General features: G+C 48.1%; 19 protein-coding genes and 1 tRNA gene. 8 read left to right on the top strand and 12 right to left on the bottom strand.

The window, feature by feature from the left end:
• Positions 1 to 1,212 carry a glycosyltransferase gene (locus RDU59_01555; protein ID MDQ7837166.1) on the top strand — a complete coding sequence of 404 codons (1,212 nt, stop codon included), beginning with the start codon at positions 1 to 3 and terminating at the stop codon, positions 1,210 to 1,212.
• Between the two features lie 8 nt (positions 1,213 to 1,220).
• Here the strand turns inward: RDU59_01555 and RDU59_01550 are convergent, their stop codons facing one another.
• Positions 1,221 to 2,999, bottom strand: coding sequence for a chloride channel protein (locus RDU59_01550; protein ID MDQ7837165.1), 1,779 nt, complete (start codon positions 2,997 to 2,999; stop codon positions 1,221 to 1,223).
• A gap of 271 nt (positions 3,000 to 3,270) precedes the next feature.
• On the opposite strand from RDU59_01550, the gene RDU59_01545 reads away from it, so the two are divergent.
• Positions 3,271 to 4,329 carry a mechanosensitive ion channel family protein gene (locus tag RDU59_01545; protein ID MDQ7837164.1) on the top strand — a complete coding sequence of 353 codons (1,059 nt, stop codon included), beginning with the start codon at positions 3,271 to 3,273 and terminating at the stop codon, positions 4,327 to 4,329.
• Positions 4,310 to 4,483, top strand: coding sequence for a hypothetical protein (locus RDU59_01540; protein MDQ7837163.1), 174 nt, complete (start codon positions 4,310 to 4,312; stop codon positions 4,481 to 4,483). The genes RDU59_01545 and RDU59_01540 overlap by 20 nt, the downstream gene beginning before the upstream one ends.
• Positions 4,484 to 4,676: 193 nt before the next feature.
• Here the strand turns inward: RDU59_01540 and RDU59_01535 are convergent, their stop codons facing one another.
• Positions 4,677 to 4,865, bottom strand: coding sequence for a type II toxin-antitoxin system HicA family toxin (locus RDU59_01535; GenBank protein MDQ7837162.1), 189 nt, complete (start codon positions 4,863 to 4,865; stop codon positions 4,677 to 4,679).
• Entirely contained in the window at positions 4,862 to 5,074 is a 213-nt protein-coding gene (locus tag RDU59_01530; GenBank protein MDQ7837161.1) for a type II toxin-antitoxin system HicB family antitoxin, read from the bottom strand. Before RDU59_01530 ends, RDU59_01535 begins: the two co-directional genes overlap by 4 nt.
• Before the next feature lie 560 nt (positions 5,075 to 5,634).
• Here RDU59_01530 and RDU59_01525 point away from each other — a divergent pair.
• The gene (locus tag RDU59_01525; protein ID MDQ7837160.1) at positions 5,635 to 5,772 is read left to right on the top strand and encodes a hypothetical protein; all 138 of its coding nucleotides are present in this window, start codon (positions 5,635 to 5,637) and stop codon (positions 5,770 to 5,772) included.
• Between the two features lie 225 nt (positions 5,773 to 5,997).
• Here the strand turns inward: RDU59_01525 and RDU59_01520 are convergent, their stop codons facing one another.
• Both RDU59_01520 and RDU59_01515 read right to left on the bottom strand, forming a co-directional pair.
• Positions 5,998 to 6,588: a hypothetical protein gene (locus RDU59_01520; GenBank protein ID MDQ7837159.1), complete on the bottom strand. Its 591-nt coding sequence runs from the start codon at positions 6,586 to 6,588 to the stop codon at positions 5,998 to 6,000.
• Positions 6,589 to 6,938: 350 nt separating this feature from the next.
• Positions 6,939 to 8,207, bottom strand: a complete 1,269-nt coding sequence (locus RDU59_01515) for a M23 family metallopeptidase (GenBank protein ID MDQ7837158.1) — start codon at positions 8,205 to 8,207, stop codon at positions 6,939 to 6,941.
• A gap of 415 nt (positions 8,208 to 8,622) precedes the next feature.
• Here RDU59_01515 and RDU59_01510 point away from each other — a divergent pair, with 415 nt between their 5' ends.
• From RDU59_01510 to RDU59_01495, 4 genes are read left to right on the top strand one after another with little or no spacing between them, the layout of a single operon-like run.
• A complete protein-coding gene (locus tag RDU59_01510; GenBank protein ID MDQ7837157.1) occupies positions 8,623 to 9,072 on the top strand; it encodes an SH3 domain-containing protein in 450 nt (149 codons plus the stop codon).
• A gap of 4 nt (positions 9,073 to 9,076) precedes the next feature.
• The gene (locus RDU59_01505) at positions 9,077 to 9,949 is read left to right on the top strand and encodes an HAD-IIB family hydrolase (GenBank protein MDQ7837156.1); all 873 of its coding nucleotides are present in this window, start codon (positions 9,077 to 9,079) and stop codon (positions 9,947 to 9,949) included.
• Between the two features lie 23 nt (positions 9,950 to 9,972).
• The gene (gene glgP, locus RDU59_01500; GenBank protein MDQ7837155.1) at positions 9,973 to 11,730 is read left to right on the top strand and encodes an alpha-glucan family phosphorylase; all 1,758 of its coding nucleotides are present in this window, start codon (positions 9,973 to 9,975) and stop codon (positions 11,728 to 11,730) included.
• Positions 11,731 to 11,782: 52 nt separating this feature from the next.
• Positions 11,783 to 12,829, top strand: coding sequence for an AI-2E family transporter (locus RDU59_01495; protein MDQ7837154.1), 1,047 nt, complete (start codon positions 11,783 to 11,785; stop codon positions 12,827 to 12,829).
• Positions 12,830 to 12,893: 64 nt separating this feature from the next.
• Here RDU59_01495 and RDU59_01490 read toward each other — a convergent pair whose 3' ends face one another.
• From RDU59_01490 to RDU59_01460, 7 genes are all read right to left on the bottom strand, one after another.
• Complete coding sequence (locus RDU59_01490; GenBank protein MDQ7837153.1) at positions 12,894 to 13,868, bottom strand: phosphatidylglycerol lysyltransferase domain-containing protein; 975 nt, start codon at positions 13,866 to 13,868, stop codon at positions 12,894 to 12,896.
• Complete coding sequence (locus RDU59_01485) at positions 13,868 to 14,272, bottom strand: S-adenosylmethionine decarboxylase (protein ID MDQ7837152.1); 405 nt, start codon at positions 14,270 to 14,272, stop codon at positions 13,868 to 13,870. Before RDU59_01485 ends, RDU59_01490 begins: the two co-directional genes overlap by 1 nt.
• A 60-nt stretch (positions 14,273 to 14,332) precedes the next feature.
• Positions 14,333 to 14,407 (bottom strand) — tRNA-Cys (locus tag RDU59_01480).
• Between the two features lie 274 nt (positions 14,408 to 14,681).
• Entirely contained in the window at positions 14,682 to 16,067 is a 1,386-nt protein-coding gene (locus RDU59_01475) for a sigma-54 dependent transcriptional regulator (GenBank protein ID MDQ7837151.1), read from the bottom strand.
• Positions 16,036 to 17,664 (bottom strand): ATP-binding protein, encoded by a 1,629-nt coding sequence (locus tag RDU59_01470; GenBank protein MDQ7837150.1) that lies wholly within the window; start codon positions 17,662 to 17,664, stop codon positions 16,036 to 16,038. Before RDU59_01470 ends, RDU59_01475 begins: the two co-directional genes overlap by 32 nt.
• 30 nt (positions 17,665 to 17,694) lie before the next feature.
• Positions 17,695 to 18,525 (bottom strand): FecR family protein, encoded by an 831-nt coding sequence (locus RDU59_01465; GenBank protein MDQ7837149.1) that lies wholly within the window; start codon positions 18,523 to 18,525, stop codon positions 17,695 to 17,697.
• Positions 18,510 to 20,705 carry a CHASE2 domain-containing protein gene (locus tag RDU59_01460; protein MDQ7837148.1) on the bottom strand — a complete coding sequence of 732 codons (2,196 nt, stop codon included), beginning with the start codon at positions 20,703 to 20,705 and terminating at the stop codon, positions 18,510 to 18,512. Before RDU59_01460 ends, RDU59_01465 begins: the two co-directional genes overlap by 16 nt.
• Positions 20,706 to 20,802 lie beyond the last annotated feature (97 nt).

Below are 20,802 nucleotides of genomic sequence, written 5' to 3'. Positions count from 1 at the left end.
ATGATCTCAGATTACTCAGGCATTGTGCCCAAAGGAGACTTGCAACTACTACAGAAGCTCGGCGAGAAATTAAGGAACAGGTCTTTTCTCCACATAAACTCTACCCGGGCCGGTGGTGGAGTGGCCGAGATACTCCAGAGAATGATCCCCCTGCTTCGGGAATTGGACATAAATGCAAGGTGGGAAGTCATTGAGGGAGATGACAAGTTTTTTGATATAACCAAAAAAATCCACAACACGATTCAGGGGAATCTTGACCATATCAGCAAGGAAATGTGGGAATACCATTATGAGGTAAACAAAAGAAACGCAGGAAAGCTCAACCTGGATGCAGATGCGGTTTTAATCCACGATCCCCAGCCGGCCCCTCTCATCGAGTTCAGGAAAACCGGAAAATGGATATGGAGATGTCACATCGATGCCGCGAACCCTTTGAAAAAAGTGAGCGATTATCTGAGGCGTTATTGGGAAAAATATGACGCCGCCATCTTTTCTGTGGCCAGATTCGCACGGTCCATGCCTATAGACGAATTTATCATCGCTCCATCTATCGACCCCCTGAGTGAAAAGAACCGGGAACTTACCGAACAGGAAATAGGAGAGGTTTCGGAACGACTTCAGATACCAAGAGACAGGCCGATAATCTTACAGGTCTCAAGATTTGACCGGTTTAAGGATCCGACAGGGGTAATAAGGGCTTATAAGGTAGTCAAGAAATATAATGATTGTATTCTTGTTTTGGCAGGGAGCCCGGCGGCGGATGATCCGGAAGGGGAGGAGGTTTTAAAAGAGGTAAGAGAATATGCGGCCGATGATCCCGACATATTTATTCTCTTGTTACCGGCATTCAGCGACAGGGACATAAACGCCCTGCAGAGGATGGCGGATGTTATTCTGCAAAAGTCCACGCGGGAAGGTTTCGGCCTTACCGTTTCCGAGGCCATGTGGAAGGGAAAGCCGGTCATAGGTGGGGCCGTGGGCGGTATCCCTCTGCAAATAGTCCACGGCGTAACCGGCTTTCTTGTACATTCTGTGGAAGGCGCCGCCTTCAGGATAAGGCAGTTTTTGAATAATCCGGAAATGGCGGCGCAGATGGGTGAAAAAGGCAGGGAATATGTGCGGATTAATTTCCTTATAACCAGGCAGACAAGAGACTATCTTTCGGTCTGGTATGCGTTAGAGAACAAGGGAAAGAACGTTTTGGAGCTGTGAGTGTCTTTTCAAGACCCCTTCAGACGTTGCAAGTCAGAGACCTTCTGATTATACAATTCGATCACGTCCCGGCGGGATAACATGCCGATCAGTTCCCTGGGGTTGTCTTCCCTTACCACGGGGAGCATGTCAATATTTTTCGCCGTGAATTTTTTCAGGACCGTATGCAGATCTTCGGCGAGATGCGTGGTTATGACTTCTGACCAGGCGATGTCTTTCATGATGACCAGGTCATCGAGGTCATGCTCAAAGAGATGGTGTCGGATATCATTAATGGAGAAGATGCCGGTCAACTGATTCCGGCTGTTTATTACCGGAAAGTAGTGTTGCTCTGCATGAGAGAAGGTATATAAGAAATCTTTGAACTTAACATTTTCTTGTACGGTAACTATTTTTCTTATCTTGTTTTCCAGGCTGCGGACGGTTAGTCCCTCCAAAAGATCCGTTAGGAAGTCCCCGGCATGGGCGGGTGAATCAATGCGTGAAGAAACCTGTTTATGATAAATGGTCCATTTCCGCGAAAAGATAAAGGCCAGGGTACAGACCAGGAGGGCCGGAAGAAGCAGATGATAGGAACCGGTCATTTCACTTACCATGATGATGGTAGAAAACGGGGCCTTGGAGGCCGCAGAAAAGAAACCAGCCATACCCACAATGGCAAATGCTGCCGGTTGCTGGACTATATCGGGCATCAGATAATGAAAGGCCTGCCCCACGGCTGCGCCTAAAGAAGCTCCTATAACCATGGCCGGACCAAAGACCCCTCCACTGCCACCGGAACCTATAGAGAGGGAAGTGGTCAATATCTTGCCCAGTCCCACCGCAACTAAAACGGGGATGGCCACCAGATTGTTCAGGGTCATCTGTATAAAGCCATACCCGAAGGCCAGTGTTTGAGGCAAAAAAAAGCCTATGCAGCCGGTCAAAAAGCCACCTATTGCCGGTTTGATATAATTAGGGAGGTTTATGCTTTTGAAGATATCGTGGACGCCGTAGAAAATTTTGACATAAAGGAAGGCGGCGCCGGCCAGTATTAGGGCAAGAACCGAATATGGGAAGAGCTGGCGTGGATCATTAAAAACAAAATCGTGGGTGCTGAAAAGCGACCCCCAGCCAAAAACCAGACAAAAGATACAATAGGCGACCACGGAAGAAATGCCGGCCGGGATAAGGACTTCAGATTCAAACTCGGCTTCCTTGTATAAAACCTCAGCCGCAAATAATGCACCAGCCAACGGCGCCCGGAATATGCTTCCTACGCCGGCCGCCATACCTGCGGCCAGCATGATCCGGCGCTCCCGGTCCGATAGCCTCAAACGAGTAGCCAGAAATGAGCCAAAGCCGGCTCCAATCTGGGCAATGGGGCCCTCCCGTCCTCCTGAGCCTCCCGTACCTAAAGTTATAAAAGAGGCCAGGGTCTTAATAACGGGGACTCTGGATCTTATGAACCCTCCCTTTTTGTGATACGCCTCAATGGCGGCGTCAGTGCCGTGGCCTTCTGCCTCCGGGGCAAAAGTATAAACCAGCCAGCCGCTGACAAGCCCGCCCAGGGCCGGCACCAGCAACAGCGCCCACCGCCGGAAAGGAGTTGAGAATTCCTTGAATAAAGGGGCTTCACCAGCGGGATGGGGCGGGCGGTAACCAGCCAAGAAATCCAGAAAATAATGTAGCCCAACCTGGCATAAGAAATAAAATATGATAGCTCCGCAACCGGCGATAACACCGATCAGGACATAATTTAAAAACCATTTGCCCAAGGCAAAGAATTGCGCTTTATCGATTTTCAAGTTTAGCTTGGTGTTATTCAATGTGTATTTAAGATTATCTCATACTGGTTATAGAAATCCAGGCTGCAAATGTCAATAGCTACAGCATGAAAAGGAATAGGCTCGGGGCAGGCGGCTCAAAAGAATTTATCGTGTAGAGAAAAGCGGTGCAGTAGTAGCCGGGCAGGGCTTGTATCTTTGGCCGGTCCTGTGTTACCTTATAACAGGTTCACCAAGATGTCCTTTTAAGCTCTCAGATTTTCCCTAAAAAGTGTGTCCCGGAGGTGCGAATTTGACAATTAAAGGCATGACCATTCCGATTTTAGTAAGCCTTTTTTCTGTAACAGTCCTATTTTTTGTAAGGAGCATGGCCTTTAGAGTTCTTCACAAGTGGGCGGAAAGGAGCCATACAAAAATCGATGACCTTATAGTACACTCTCTCCGGACCCCGTCTATTTACTGGTGCATTGCCATCGGACTATACCTTGGTTTTGGTATATCCGAACTTCCGGCCAAATACGTATCTTATATAAGCAAAGCCATTCACGTCATTTTAATCCTTTCGGCCACTATAGCCGCTGCTAACCTGGCCGGACAGGCATTTAGAAATTATATTGAGAAGTCGGCTATTCCCATACCCACCACCGGTCTCGTCCATGGTATCTTAAATGGTACTATCTTGATCGTAGGTTTTTTGATAATACTTACCACCCTCGGTATATCAATAGCCCCTCTTCTCACCGCCCTGGGCGTGGGCGGGTTGGCCGTGGCCCTGGCCTTGCAAGACACCCTCTCCAACCTCTTTGCCGGCGTGCACATACTCCTGGAGAAGTCCGTAAGGATCGGAGATTTCGTAAGGCTTGAAAACGGCCAGGAGGGCTATGTCGAGGATATCACCTGGAGGACTACCCGGATAAGGATGTTGCCTAACAATATGGTGGTAATTCCGAACAGCAAACTGTCCCAGAGCATAGTGACTAACTATTACCTGCCGGAGAAAAGGATGTCTTTACAGATTCCGGTCTCGGTAAGCTATAGCTCCGATCCCGAAAAGGTGGAAAGAGTCCTTGTCGAAGAGACAAAAAAGGCTGCCGGCGAGATACCCGGCCTGCTGGCCGACCCGGAGCCTTTGGTCAGATTTATCCCCGGATTTGGTGACAGCTCCCTCGATTTTACCCTGATATGCCAGGTGCAAGAGTTTGTTGACCAGTATCTCGCCCAGCACGAACTTAGAAAGAGGATATTCAAACGATTTAAAGAAGAGGGGATCGAGATTCCATTCCCGCACCGCACCGTTTATCTTAAGGAAGAAAGGGACCAGATAAAGAAAAATGCCGATCTACGTGGGTGATGACACCACGGACGAGGATGCCTTCAAAGCCATAAAGGGACGAGGCGTATCCATCTGCATCGGGGGAACCCCGGAGGCAGATTATTATTTAAAAAGACAGGAAGAGGTAAGGGTGTTCCTTGAACAGCTCATAGGGTTATCAAAAACCATATAGTTTGCTGATTCATAGCATCCATGATAATCAGATACCTCAGACGCCTCCAATTTCCCAACGCGAAAAAATTACCTTACCAGTTCTATTCAACAAGTTCAGTTAATCCCGATTTGCCTAGCCAACGGGCAGCCAAGCTCAGCCGACCCGAAACCGCGTAGCGGTTGAGCGGTCGGCTGTAGCGCTGTGTTAGCGGCTATTTGATGGGCTCTACACCAAGGTCTCTGCATATCTTCTTTACCAAGATATCCTTGATCTCGGAATGTCGTGGAATTGCCGACCGCTTGTTCAAGGCAGGATTGTGCCACCATGAATGTCTTCCGCCTTCCCTCAAAAGATCGCATCCTTGACTGCGCAGATACTTTAGAAGTTCATTTCTTTTCATATGGCAATTTTTTCTTCCTTGTAATCGCTGCCAGCGGCGGTCAGGGCATCCTGGCGATTGAATTCCAGCGCTTCCCTTAGCGTAATCTCCAGTGTTTCTTTCAATTCTTCGTATGTTCTTTCCTGGCAATTAACTCCGGGCACTTCTTCTATCCACCCAACCCACCAGTCGTCTTCCTTTTTTACAACAGCGGTATATTCGTTCTTCATGGTCATCACCTCCTTACTATTGAATATTTTGCCGCTACACGGAGGTCACCGGGAGCCAGCTTTATCGGCGATCCGGTGCACCGCCTGGTGTACGCCCGGCATGGGCGTGAGCTTAAGGGGTGCAAGTCCCCTGTACGTGAACCCTGCCCACGTAGTGATACGTTAGCAGAAGTACCAGCCGAAGGCAAGGGCGGAATCGTGAGAGACCGTCTGAAGGGTTCGAAGCGCAGCGGAGACCACGAGCCAACGGCGAGAGCGACCGTAGGGAGCGGTAACCCGGAGTGCAAAGCTATGAGCCGACGAACAGACAAAATCGTCAGGATGAACGATTTTGAACAGCTTTGCTGGCCCGAAGGGCGAGCCACAGGACGTGGCGAGTAAACGGCATACAAGGCCAAGTTTCCGGGCAAGTCAGCACAACATGACGAAGCCCCGGGTTCGGGAGATATGGTAAATGCCGCGGTTGTGTAGCGAAAGTCCACGTCCTTATCCGGGGAGATCTGCTCAACGAGCGTCCTTGGATTGCTACGGGAGCCGGACTGAGGCCCATTTCGAAAGGAATGGATAAGCCACCGTACCCTAAGGCAGCCCAGGAAGCGTCCCAAGGGGTAACCCATGGGGTGATTGAGCAGAAGTCAGCAGAGGCCATAGTAGGCGTGAACCGCCGAAGGGCCGAACATGAAGCAGGGAAGGAGTAGCAATGAGCTTTCATGACACGATGAATCCGACCGGAGGAGTGGACATGGGGCGCGTCATTGAAGTACCCGACCCGGATCAACACCAGACTCGTAGGTGAACATCTACTGTCCGGCTACGGCCCGATAGGCTTCATGAACCGCCTGGTGCGGACCCGCATGCCAGGTGGTGTGGGGGCTGGGGGCTAAACACCCCCGGCTACCCGATTATGCAAACAATTTTTATCTTTATTTTTCCAACGTTTCCGCGTATTCTTTTCCTCTAAGGTGGTCAGCAAGTTTTATCAATTCAAAGGACTCTACCAAGGCCACTGGAAAATGACAGGTGTCCCTCCATATTTCAATCTGATCGTCGACCCGTTTTTCTTGCTCTCCTAACCATCTAATCATTCCTCCGGTTTTACCTTTATCTATGTCTCTCCCCTTTTGAAATAATATTGTGGTTAGGCATAAATGCGATTCGAAATAAGGTACTATGTGGACTTTGTATTGTTTTTCCTTTTCGTTAGCACTGACCTTTAATATTAATATCTTAATGAGTCTTCCACTTGCTTGTGTATAGTCGCGAAGTTTTTTCCAAACAAGATCTTCCATGGCTCCAGGTATTTTTTCCTTAAGAATGCGTATGCTCTCCACTAATACGGGCGCGGCCATCCCAAACATGTCTTCCTCAGGAATTACATTTTCCGTTTTAAGGATCAACTGTGAATGCCCAAATGTCAGCGGTGATTCTACGAGATATACGTAAATGTTGTTATCTTCCGACCGCTTCCTTAACCAAGTTCTTTTCTCCATAGTATTTGGGTACTTATCGCCCATCCATCATCTCCATTTATAGCCTACATAGCCTATGTATGTTCATGCGCATAACATTATAGATTATATCGACTCGATTTTTTTCGTAGAAATCTGCGTTCAGGGGTAATCGTATAAAAACTTGCAAAATAACACAATAAGATAAAATCTATTTAAATATTAGAGAGATAGGGGCGATAAGACAAAGAACAACATTGGCTTTTCGATCGGGGAAAGTCTATTTTTTATTACCTGGAGACATAAAGGTGAGGGGGATACCGGGAAATAATGATTGGTGAGAAGATCCTCAGCAGAGGAGAAAGGATACCCGAAGACCGGCCTGGTTTCAGCACAAATCCTTCATTACCCTGTCGTTAAATGAGAGAGACCTGACTGGCCTTGCAGCTACCGAGCCTTTTCTCATAGCGAGGGGCGGCTATGCCCATTATATCCGACATTTCTTCTTTCCTGGCCAAAAAGCGGCCAAGCGATCGTTCCCTTAAAACCATCTTTGGCCTGAAACGCAAAGAAAATGGATTGCGGAAAACGCCCCTTGCCTTTATCCGGTAATCGAGATGGGGGCCGGTCGCTAATCCGGTAGCGCCAACAAAGCCTATGGTCTCTCCTTGTTTTACGCTTGCCCCGGGTTTTATCTCTCGCGTAAAACGGGACAGGTGACCGTAATAAGTCTCGTACCCGCCGGGATGTTTAAGAACGACCTGCTTTCCGTACCCACCGCGCTGTCCGCGAGAAACAACCACACCGTCGGCTGCCGCCAGAACCGGCGTCCCGGTAGGGGCGGCCAGGTCTATCCCCAGGTGCGGTCTGTTTATTCCCAGGATAGGATGTCTTCTGCTTCGGCTAAAACCCGATGTCAGGCGGCTAAAGGGCACCGGAGAGCGCAGGAAATGCTTGCCAAGGGACTTGCCCTGCGCGTCGTAGTAAGCGCCTTTTTCTCCGGGGCGTGCATGATAATAAGCCTCGTAAGCGTCTGACACTGTTTCATATCGCGCTGCCAGTATATGGCCATAGCCGACCAATTGGCCGTCCTTGAAATACTTTTCAAAAATCATGGTGAAGCGGTCTCCAGGCTGCGGTTCAGTGTTAAAATCGATGTCGGAGGCGAATATATCTGCAAAGGCCAGGATCAGGCGGTCATCTTCACCTGACTCCCCGAAGGACGCAAAGAGAGAAGAGGTTATTTCACCGGAAAGTTTCACAATGTGTCTTTCAATCTCAACATCTTCCGTATAGATACTGTAATTATCCTTTTCTTTTTTTAGGGTGTAGACTTCCACGGGGCTGACGTAATAACGGCACCGGACTACATCGCCGGCCGGGGAAAGTTCAATTTTATACTGCACGCCGGGTTTACACCTTCGAAAGTCAACCAACTCAGACAAGTAACCAATAACGGTATTTATTGCCTCGGCCGGTACACGGTGTCTCCTCAGAGAGTCGTAAAACGTCTCCGTCCCCCTCAAGGCGCCTGATATAATATTAGAGACTATTTCACAGTCCGGAGAATTCTGCCCCCCGGAAGGGAGGACCGCTGTTTTTAGGTAGTTGAGCGATACAAATAGCACACCTAGTACCATAACCCACAGGCACAGAACGGCTGCTGCAAATATCTTTTTTATCATACTAGAGATACCTTATAGGAAGCCGGGCCTTAACCCGCTGTCTTGTAGCAGAGGCCTGATGGAATGGATTCTCAAGGAATCGGGGTTAAGGTTCTATAGCACGGCTTCGCACTGAATGTCAACTCACTAAAGGCGTTTTTTCAGTTAAAGGGGTTGACGTGGCCACGCCATTTCGTTAGGTTATGATGTAGAAGGCCACCGTAACGTTACCTATAAGTCTTGGCGGCATATTGAAAAAGCGAACCACAGAGCACACTGAGGTTTGCCCCGGTCGAAGATGCGCCGAAGGTGTGCAAATCTGTTCGCCAAAGGCGAATCTGCCTCTGGCACGACCTGTGGCATGAAAAGAGAATTTTCTCTGTGGACTCTGTGGCAAAAGTTTTGACAGTACGAAAAACCATGGGAGGATAAATTGATGAGACGTAATATTTTGATGCTGATGTTAATCGCAATATTCTTTTCTTTTACGGGTGTTTCTTGGGCGAAAATGGCCAGCATCAAATCAGACAATGCCCGCATCAGGTCCGGCCCGGGGACAGGTTATTCTGTTCTCTATGAGGTATTTGCCGGCTATCCGCTCAAGGTGCTCAGGGAAAAGGGGAAATGGGCCAGGGTGGTTGACTTTGAAGGTGACATAGGCTGGATCTATCGGCCCCTTCTCTCAAAGGCACGCATGGTTATAGTGTCCAAGAAGGGCGGTAATATCAACGTTCGTTCCGGTCCGGGAAGCAGATATAAAGTAAAGGGACAGGCCGAGCATGGAGTGGTTTTCAGGTTGCTGGAGAAGAAAGGAGACTGGGCCAAGGTCAGACATGATAACGGCCTTACCGGCTGGATACATGGGAAATTACTCTGGGGTGATTAAGCGTATGTCCTTGTCATCCCCAATACAGGAGTGTAACCATCCACCTGATAAATGCCGGTATATTATTTTTACCGATCTCGACGGGACGCTCCTTGACCATGACACTTACGAATACCGGGATGCCCTCGAGGCCCTGAATTATATAAGGCATCAGAGAATTCCCCTTATCCTTTGCTCCAGCAAGACAAGAGCGGAGATCGAGTATTACAGGAAAGAACTGGGGCTGGAAGACCCCTTTATTGTGGAAAATGGCGCAACCATCTTTATCCCGAAGGGGATACTGGATACCGGGGATATGGCCTTTGTTGAATATGGAGATTATAAGGTCATAGAATTAGGAACGCGGTATAGCAGAATTAAAGATATTTTTGCCGCCATCAAGGCGGAAACAGGCCTTAAGCTTTCTGGATTTTCTGAGATGTCTGTGGACCAGGTGGTTGAACTTACCGGGCTGGGTAGAGATATGGCCGCCTTAGCGCAGCAGCGCGACTACTCTGAGCCGTTTCTTTTCGAAGATGCGCCGTGGTGCGTTTTAGAGGAAGAGGCCAGGCTTGCCGATTTAGAACGAGCGGCGGAAAAACGAGGGCTTAAGGTTACGAGGGGAGGGCGGTTTTATCATCTGACAGGTGATAATGATAAAGGCAAGGCCGTACAGATACTAAAAAGGTTATATGAACCGGGGGGCCGGGTGCTGGTCAGTATCGGCCTCGGAGACAGCCCCAACGATTTCCCGATGCTGGAACATGTGGATATTCCGGTCTTGGTCAAGAAAAAGGACGGGCAATATGCTCCGTGGTCAAAGGTCAAGAAGGTTATTCTCGCGCCGGATGTGGGACCAAAAGGGTGGAACAGGGCCGTTCTGGACCTGGTAAGGTAGAGGCCGCGGCTGAGGAGGACAATATGGATGAGCGGCGCACCATTGCCTATTTTTCTATGGAAGTGGGTCTGGCAGCAGAAATGCCGACTTATAGTGGCGGCCTGGGTGTACTGGCGGGAGACACGATCCGGTCTGCGGCCGATCTCAAGGTACCGATGGTCGCGGTAACGCTGCTTCATCGTAAGGGTTTCTTTCACCAGAGCATTGACTCAAGTGGATGGCAGAGAGAAGGGCCTGTGGAATGGGACGTTGAGGATTTTCTGGAAGAGATGCCGCAGCGAGCCTCTGTTAACATAGAGGGAAGGGTTGTTCATCTCCGCTCCTGGAAATATGAAGTCAACGGTGCCGGAGGTTTTGTGGTGCCGGTTTATTTTTTAGATGCTGATCTTGGGGAGAATTCTGAATGGGACAGGACGCTGTCCCATTTTCTTTATGGAGGGGACCAGCATTACCGTCTTTGTCAGGAGGTAATCCTGGGCATCGGCGGCGTAAGGATGCTGCGTGCCCTTGGGTACAACATCAGGCGTTTTCACATGAATGAAGGACACGCCAGTCTTCTTACACTGGCGCTTTTAGACGAGGAGGCAAAGAGCGCCGGCAGAGGATCGATCACCAGTGATGATATCGAATCGGTCAGAGAAAAGTGCATATTCACTACCCATACCCCTGTTCCGGCCGGACATGATCAGTTTCCCCTTGATTTGGTGAGGCGCGTCATTGGACCCCGGGAAGATTTTTTTGACATGACGGATAGTTCCACGCTGAATTTGATCAGGCGTATCCTTGGAAACCACGAGGATTTCTTTGATATGAAGGCCCTCCTCCACAGCGAGGGCATGCTCAATATGACCTACCTGGCCCTTAACCTGAGCCGCTATATCAATGGCGTGGCTAAAAAACACACTGAAGTTTCAAGACTGATGTTTGCCGGTTATTCTATTGACGCCATAACCAACGGGGTCCATGCTGCCACCTGGGTGACAAAACCCTTTCAGGGGCTTTATGACCGGTATATACCGGGCTGGAGAGAGGACAACTTCAGCCTGCGATATGCTATAAGCATTCCAAGGCAGGAAGTGTGGCGAGCGCATATTCAGGCAAAAAAGCAGTTGATGCAGTATGTAAATAGTCGAACAGATGTTAAGATGGACACAGATATTTTTACTCTCGGCTTTGCAAGGCGAGCCACTACGTACAAAAGAGGCGACCTTCTTTTTCAGGATACCGAGAGGCTTAGGCGGATATCACAGGAAGCCGGTAGCCTTCAGGTAATCTATGCAGGAAAAGCACATCCACAAGATCAAGGCGGCAAGGAGATCATCAATCAGATTTTTCGGATGAAAGAAGCTCTTAAGAAAGACGTCAAGATCGTTTACCTTGAAAATTATGACATGAAACTCGCGAAGATGATTATCTCAGGGGTTGATGTGTGGCTTAATACTCCAAAGCCGCCCCTGGAGGCCTCCGGGACAAGCGGGATGAAGGCTGCTCTTAACGGGGTGCCCAGCCTGAGCATCCTGGACGGTTGGTGGATAGAGGGACATATTGAGAGAGTGACCGGATGGTCTATCGGGGAGAATATAAAAGAAGGAGAAAAGAGCCGTGACCCCTCCCAAGACGCCGCAGCTCTTTACGAAAAACTGGAGAAGACTATTATCCCTGTGTTTTATCATGAACGAGATCGCTTTATTGATGTAATGCGTTATTGCATTACCCTTAACGGATCATTTTTTAATACCCAGAGGATGATGCAGCAATACGTGCTTAAGGCTTATTTCTGATTAGGCGCTAATATCTCTTCAAAGAATAGACGTAATAGTTGCGAGGCTGTTTATGTTTAACAGGTTTTATTTTATTGCCTTGATATCTGTCGTATTGGTTCTTGGTTATCTTAGTTACCATATATTGAGGCCGTTTTTATTGCCCATAGCCTGGGCGGTTGTATTTTCCGTTTTGTTTTACCCGGCTTATGCCTTTACCCTCAGATATATAAAATCGAAGTCCATTACATCCCTTATTATCCTCATTGTCATCCTGTTAATAATTATCGGCCCTTTCTCATACCTGTTTTTTTTGCTGGTAAAGGAATTTAGCGCACTGACCGAGTATGCGGAAAGCGGAAAGATTGAGGCCCTAAAAAATATAACCGGGCATCCGATAATAAGGGTGGTGATAGATAAGCTGGTGTCTTTGTTTAACATCCCCGAGAATGAAATAAACAAGGCCATCATGGATAATATCTCGCGACTGGGTAAAGAGTTGGTGGGCGGAATTACCAAGGGGGCCGGCGGCATCATAACTATCACCCTGGACTTTATCTTGATGGCTATCTCCATATTTTTCCTCTTGAGGGACGGCCCGGGCTTTCTTGAAAAGATCCGTGATTATATTCCTTTTTCTGAGGAACAGAAAAACGGGCTGGTCAAACAAATAGAGGATATTCTGATATCCACCATGTATGGAGGCGTAATTGTAGCCATAGTCCAGGGAACTATGGGCGGCATTGCCTTTGCCGTACTTGGTATATCCTCTCCGGTTATGTGGGGGTTGGCTATGGCTATTGCCTCCTTCGTTCCTTTGGTTGGTCCTTTTGCTATATGGGCCCCGGCCGCCGTTTATCTATTTATTGAAGGCCTGATATGGAAAGGGATAGCCCTGGTCTTTATCGGGACCTTCGGGATCAGCCTGGTCGATAATATATTAAAACCCCTTATCATCGGTAAAAGGACAAAAATGCCTTTTCTTCCCCTTTTTTTCAGCGTCCTGGGCGGGATAAAACTCTTTGGGCTAATAGGGTTTATCATGGGGCCGTTGGTGCTGGCCACTTTTGTATCCGTTATTGAGATATTCAGGAGAATAGACACCAGCGCTGATGCTTAGCCGGATCGATAGCCATTTCATGCCAACCCTGGATATTCATTAAGGTACTAATGAGGAGGAAATATTAAGCAGAGTCCCCAGGAAGGATGGTATATTTTTTTGCGAGGTGGTGTGGGCCTAATGCCAGCTTGGCCTTTCGTAAGCCCTCAATCCCCAAGTCTTCCATTCTATTAATATATTCACAGTCGGCCCAGGCCTGTTCGCAGAAGGCCTGACTCAAAAATTGGCTCAGCCCCAGGTAACTGTGATCGGCCTTCTCAATATGCACCAAGGCAGTTCGCGTATTCAGTTTCTGGCCCACGGTGAAGGCACGGATCTTTCTGTCTATGCGCACGGCCAGACCGGTAAGGTCCAGGCTTTCAAAGTTCATCAGGATCTTCCGGGCCGTCTCCGACTCTGCCCTTAAGAATACAACCATATCCGGCGGTGGATCGGAATGGATATCAAGTTGTTGCGATAATGCCTGCAGTTTATTCTCAAGCCATTCATTATTGAACTGAAGACATTCCGGGATATTTTCCTCATCATGTAAAAACTCGGTAGAGTAGTCAGGATAACTCTGCTTAAACCTTTTGATGAAATTTCTCTGGCCATGGTATCGTCTGCCCCGAAGGGTGATCATATCTTCGGTCCGATAGATATAGTCAGCGATGTCTAAATCCTCTCTGAGTACGTATCTGCTCTGATTGCCCAGATGGGCGCGCACAAATTTTTCGGGGCCCCGCCGGATAATGGGCTGTATATTTCGAGACAGCATAAAATCGAAGCAGGCATCCAGGGTCTCCAGTATATGGCCCTGCCCCAGAGGCGGAAAAAAGAACTCTTTTTCCGGGGTCGTATTGGCGCTGCTGAAAAGACAGATATTGCCCTTAAACTGGCTGATCTGTATGTTATAAAAGTCCTGCCATATGAAAAGATTCGTAAAACAACAGTCGGAGATATCCGGTTGCAACTCCCATAGGCGGGGCTGCAATATATCCCTGTCCTTTAATTCCAGCGGCCTGAGTTCGGGAAAATCAGGGATATCTTTCGGATACATCAAAAGCTTACCGCATATTTATAATATTTCAGGCCTCTTTCTATAAAATTCGTCTCGATGTCTTTATATGGGTAATATCTGTTAACAAAGGCCAGGATTTCCGGGATGATAGTTTGATTAATATACGAACAGGTATAGAGGTCTATACTTATAAACCCCTTTTCGGACAGGGTATGGAGCTGAATTCCCGATTCGACCAGGCCCACCCATCCGGACAAACCACCCTTTCCTACCCACTCCGGGGGCGTGACATAGATATGTGGAAGGCTTTGCTTATGCATCCCGATATGGCCAGGTAGTTTATCCAAAAAGTCATAACCGAGGTTAAGATCCTCGCATAGGCCTTGATCAATTCCGTATAAGTCCATGGTAAGCAGATAGCCAAAGACCTTATCTTGTCCCATGTTAATCCTCCTTTCTTCCCTTTGCCAAGGGGAGGGACCGCAGTTGGCTTAGTTAAAATTTGGAGGCGGCGAGTGGAATCGAACCACTGCGAAAGGATTTTGCAGACCCTTGCCTTACCACTTGGCTACGCCGCCCTGTGTTCATGTCTTGAAGTTTGCACTAACTGTGCCAATATCAATAGCTGGTTCTATTAACGGCGGCAGGTAAGGCCTTGCGGTCCGACTGCACATGGAGGGAGAAAAAAAGAGGACTTTGGTACGTGCTGTGGCGTTTGCAGTATCTATGGGTGTATCTTTTTACTACACCGGGTCTTTTTAAAATGAGAAAATATCGTCCGGAACACTGTAGTTATACCTACCTCCTAAGCCATGTATCATTTTTAATACATATTTACTTTTTTGGTACATCCTACGGCTTATAATCTTCAATTTTTATACCGTATCGTTTAATTTTTTCGTAAAGATTGGGACGGATTATCCCTGTTTCCCTTGCGGCCTGTGCAATATTTCCCTTACAGCGCCTCAGGGCCTCGGCAATAAACTCGCTCTCAAATAGCCGCTTTGCTTCCTGAAAGCCGACTATATTTTTTCCTGTATAAAGAGATGGCCCGGAACAGCCCCTCCACCTATTAAGGCCAAGATACTTGGTAGTGATCGTCTTACCCGTCTCCAGATCGACTGCGGCCTTAATCGTATTCTCCAGTTCTCTTACATTCCCGGGCCAGTCGAACTGCATCAGTAATTCCAGGGCCTGTGGAGATATGGTGTCGATCTCTTTCCCGGGCTCCCGGCCATATTTTTTCAGGAAATGAGCGGCCAGCAGGGGGATATCTTCCTTTCTTTCTCTCAAGGGAAGAATATTTATGGTAATTACCTTTAAGCGGTAGAAGAGGTCGTTACGAAATGTTTCATCCTTTACGGCCTTGTATAGATCCTTATTGGTAGCAGCGATTAATCTTACATCCACCTTGACGGGTGTGACCCCACCCACTGGTATGAATTCATTTTCCTCCAGCACCCGCAGTAACTTTATTTGTATATTGGGGCTGGTGTCGCCGATCTCATCTAAAAATAGTGTACCTCCATCTGCTGCCTCTAAGAGTCCCTTCTTCGTCATATAGGCGCCGGTAAATGCCCCCTTCAGGTGCCCAAACAGTTCGCTTTCCAAAAGGGTATCCTGGAGGGCACTGGTGTTGATAGCGACTAGGCGCTTTCTCTTTCTCGGACTATTATAATGTATGGCCTTGGCGATCAGTTCCTTACCTGTGCCGCTTTCCCCCGTAATAAGGACGGTGCTTTTTGTCTCTGCCGCCCTCTTTATCATCTCGAAAAGGTCCTGTACCACCTTACTCTTACCGATTATATTTTCGAAGCAATACCGTCTGTCTATCTCCTGACGCAGATAGAGCATCTCATCTATCAGTTGCTTTTTCTCCCAGGCCTTTCTGGTAACTTTCTTTATCTCGTCTTTTTGAAAAGGTTTGGTGATATAGTCATAGGCCCCGTACTTCATGGCCTCCACGGCGGTTTCTATGGTCCCATAAGCGGTTATCACAATTACCATCATGTTTTCATCCATCTCTTTAATGGTCTTAAGTAGGGTCAGGCCGTCCATATCCGGCATCTTTAAATCCACATATACGATGTCATATGTATTTTGGTGGAGGAGATTCAGGCCCTCCTCACCACTGGTAGCCGTGTCTGCCTTATACCCTTCCCTGACTAATATACCCTGGATGAGTTCACAAAATCCCAACTCATCATCAACGATCAGTATATTTGCCGTCCGTTCCATTTTCATTCTTCCTCAGGGGAATCTTGATAGAAAATATGGTGCCCTTTTCCTCTGCACTCGTTACACTTATTATTCCACCTTGCTTTTCCACTAACTTCCAACAGATGGAGAGGCCCAGTCCCGTTCCTCCTTTCTTGGTGGTAAAGAAAGGGTTAAAAATTTTGGCCAGGTTTTCCCTTGAAATCCCGCAGCCGGTATCCGAGATGGCAATCTCGACAGCCGGATCACCCGGTTTGTATATGTCTTTTTTGCTCCACACCCTCCTGGATACCCCGGCATAATCTTGCTCTCCCACCAAGGTGGCCCGGTAGTCCATGAAGGATGCGGCAAATTGTCGGCACTCCTCGCCGGTTAATTCACACACGGAGGTGGTTATGGTCAGATCACCCCCTTGGGGCATGGCCTGCATGGCATTGGTTATGATATTCATAAATACCTGTTCCATTTGATCGGGGTCCACAAATACCGTAGGTAAGGGCACGAGGTATTTCTTTATAATCCTTATGGCATCAGAGGACATATGATAACCGGTCAACTGGAGGGTTTCGTCCAAAATTTCATGGAGTTGCACCTTTTCTAAATGAGGCTCGGCCGGCCTGGCGAAATTTAGAAGATCTTCTACGATCTTTTTACACCTCGAAGATTCTACCTCTATCCTTTTCAGGTTTTTGAAATTAGGGTGTTGGGGATCTATTTCATCGAGCAAAAGATGGGAAAATCCCAGAATGATGCCTAATGGATTATTGAGTTCGTGGGATATTCCGGCCGCAAACTCACCTAAGGCGGAGAGCGTTCCCGCCCTCACCAGATGGAACTGAGCCTCTTCCAGATCCTGTCTCATCTTCCGTACTTCCCTTACCTTCCCGGCTATCTCCTCGTTCAGTTCTGTATGGGAGCGTTCGAGGTTGCTTATCTTTTCCTTCATGTCTTGGACTGTCCTGCCTAGCGCATGGGCAAGGGCGCTTATCTCTCCGGTAGCATTTAGCCCGATCTCTCCTTCCGGAGAGGTTGTCCAGCTCGTCAATTTCTGAATGGGGGTACTTATATATCTTCGGAAACTAAGGTGGAATACTGCACCTAGTATGCCAACTCCCAGGATCAGAACCAGGCATATATCCCGGCAGATAGAGAGAATGGATTTATTTATACCCTGCTGAGATGTTCCAACCTCTAACAAGCCATCGATATGGGGCTTACCCTTATCCGAAAACAGAGGGACAACAATATGGTATATGTCTTCCTTACCTGCTCTTATAATGCCTTCCACCTGAGAGCCTGTTTGCAAGGCAATGCGCAGGTCCTCACCCCCGCCAATTCCTTGTTTCCCCGTACCGGCTATAAGGTTTAATTCCCTATCATAGACAGAAAACCATGGCGATTTATCGAAGTTATTCCGGGCATTGTTTACCACATCCGGCAGCGATTTATATCTGACAGCAGTCAATACGGCCGTCAGCCGCCTTACCTCTCTTTCTATCTGAGAGGTAATAGACCCTTTAACCTCATAAAAGACGACAACCAGGGATACCAGAAGCCACAATATCAGTAGCGGCAGGGAAATGAGCGCAACCCGCTCCTCTAAGCCATTTTTAGCCATTAGTCTCTTTGTCTTTAAGGATTATTCTTACTACCTACAGCGTCCACTTCGGTCCATCATACTGGGAGTCATGGGTCTGCTGGGCATAGGCCGGTGATCTTCCATGCCCGAAGGGACGTCTCTATGCCCGCGGTCGGATTTTTTTTCCGGTTCCTCTCCTGTCTCTAGCAACTTTAGCTCTAAGATTTCTTTAAGCTCAGCGTACTCCTGCTCGCTGACCTTTCGAGGTTTACCGGGGTCGGTCTCTCTACGGATGGTGGTAATTTCCAGTTCCCTGACCAGGACGATTTTATCCAACCTGGCAATGTTTCTGACTGCTACGACTCCTTCTAATGTCGCCACTATGGTCGTATCCTGGTCAGGGATGGTGACCATAAAGCCGGTTCCCCTTACCCCGGCCACCCCGATAGGCGTATGAACCTCAAAGGTGGAGCCCGCAAGAATATGTTTGACCCAGAGGAGCAAATTCCCCTTCCATAACCTGAGAATATTCCTTTCTTTGGCATACGGGGGCGTTTTCTCCACCCGTAATACCCTGGGAGAAGCCACCGGTTTTACGGACGCCTTTTTAATCTCGTCCAGATCTAACAGACTGTTTTCCTTCAGCCTTATTACGGCCAGGTCCGGCATGAGCAAGTCAACCTCCGAACCCGGGAGGGTCTTCATTTTATCTTTTTGAAAAACCGTCATCCCTTTTCTGGCTGCCGACCACTTTTGAACCTGGTGTTGGTAAACAGTGACCGTTCCCTTTATCCTTATGATACGGGCGGTCTGTCTCTCAAGATTCTGCCCCTGGGCCCAGGGGCACAGAGAAAGAAATATGATAAGCCCGCATAGGCTAAGAATTAGCCTTGTTGCCACAGGTTAACCTCCGGCCATGACTGAAGCAAGGCGTCCACTACCCGGGGATTAAACTGGGCGCCTGATTGCCTTTTCATTTCGGAAATAGCCTCTTTTTGCTCCCGGGCTTTCCGGTAAGGACGGTCAGATAGCATAGCCACAAAGCTATCAGCAACTGCCAGTATCTGGGCGCCCCGGGGAATCTCGTCGCTGGCCAGGCCATCCGGGTACCCCTTGCCGTCATACCTCTCGTGGTGATGCCTGATGATGGGTATAGCCGTCTTAAAAAATGGCAACGGCCTGATTATTTCTACGCTCATCTCCGGATGGGTCTCGATGTAAAGTCTTTGCTCGGCGGTCAAGGAGTCAGATTTATTAAGCAGGTCTTCCGGTATTCCGGCCATCCCGAGGTCATGGAGAATAGCGGCATACTTGATAACCTCTATCTCGTCTTTTGGGATGTTTAAAACGAGCGCTATCTTCTCAGATAGATTCAGGACCTGGCTCGAATATTCGTGTAGTTTTGGATACCCCAACTCTATAACATGGACTAGGGCCTCGACGGCCCGCATATAAGCATCCCGGCTCCTGTCCAAGATAGTTTCCTTTTCGAGGATAAAAGCCAGGTAATCCGTAACGATAGAGGCCAACTGCATGTCTTGGGTGTCAGATAACGTCTTACCTTTCAGGGCCAGAACGCCATAGACCTGTTCGCTGGATTTAATGGGTACGTACATGATCCCGGTGGCCCCGGATATCTTTTGATTCATATCTTCACATGCCGACTTTCCAGTATGGAGGACGCCTTCCACCATCTCCAGATTTATAAAATGCCCCGCTGTCTCTTGATGATTATTACCATATATTAGTATGTTGCCATCTTTCCCTTTGAGTATGGCATAGCAGGCATCCACCCGGGTCATTTCCTTTATAATGCGGCAGAAAGACCCCATGAATTCCTCTTTGTCCGCTGGATTCTTAACTGCCTCACGGGCTTTTAACACGGCAGACATCTCCAAATCCCTCTTCCCCATCGCCATCTTATATGCCCTGCTCTTTATCAGAGTGACGGAGATATATGTGGCCACCACCACACCTAACAGCGGGATGGCCTTCAATATTATTCGCTCCTTCAGGAACAGATAAAAGGATGCCGAGGGGATGAAGAATATCATAAAAATCAGAAAAGCCGAGCCCAGACGTGAGAATCTGTGGAAGACGAGACCCGAGATAATTCCCAACCCCAGGAGTAAAAATGCACTATGGTGGCTGCCTGGATACCGGAAGAATTCTTTATTCAGAATCGTATGTACTGTGTTGGCATGGATCTCTACTCCGGACATCTCTCCCTGATCGAGAAAAGGTGTGGCCCATGAGTCTGAGAGACCGCTGGCGGTGACTCCAACCAGGACCACCCGATCTTTGAAAATATCCAGAGGGACCTCTCCACCTATTACCCTGTGATATGGTATCTCTGTGAATGTATGCGGCCCACCCCTGTAGTTCACTAGCATATTCCCCTGGCTGTCCAAGGGGATTCTGGTAGAATTGACTTGGAGCAACCTTTTATCCAGGATTATGCTTCTGTGTGACTCTCCCTGACATGCTAAAGCAATTTCTATACCAAAGGCTAATAATGTCTTATCCCTGGTTCTTAGCAAGGCCGGGATCCTTCTGACGGTTCCATCCCGGTCATAAACCACGGCTATATGCCCCAGCCCCTTTGCCCCTTTTGCCATCTCCTCAACGGGGCCCTGAATATGCTCGACGGTCATGATGTCCCTGGGGAAAGAGATATGGGTAGGTATCATGGGATGTGCGGCCATAATCACATTTTTTGCCTTTTTGATAGCTCTGATTAATTGATGATCCTCTGGAGGATCAGGTGTGGACAAAATGATATTCAGGCCGATAACCCTGGCCTTGGCCTGATTAAGAGTATCTATCAATTTGGCGTGGTAAGAACGGGGCCAGGGCCATCTGCCCAGTTTTCGAATAGATTCGTCGTCAACAGCTACTATAACTACCTCAGGGGTCTCTATACCTTTGCCTGCCAGGTGAAATCCATAGTCTAACGCCCAATAGTCCAGGCGTTGCAACAAATCGGCAAACAATCCCAGGTAGGTCAACCCGAGAATAAGAATAGCGGCTAATATCCCTGCCTTAGCGCCGCCAAATCTGGAGATAAATTTCATAGTCATCCATTATTAACATCTAACGGTCAAGGTGTTTTCATTTTTATATTTTAACAATTTTGCGGGATAATTTTTGCATAGTCAAATACTTCTTTGCACTATC

The organism is Thermodesulfobacteriota bacterium (assembly GCA_031082315.1).
Taxonomy (GTDB): Bacteria; Desulfobacterota; QYQD01; order QYQD01; family QYQD01; genus QYQD01.
The sequence above is the reverse complement of the archived record's forward strand: the minus strand, read 5'-3'. Positions and strand labels throughout refer to the sequence as shown.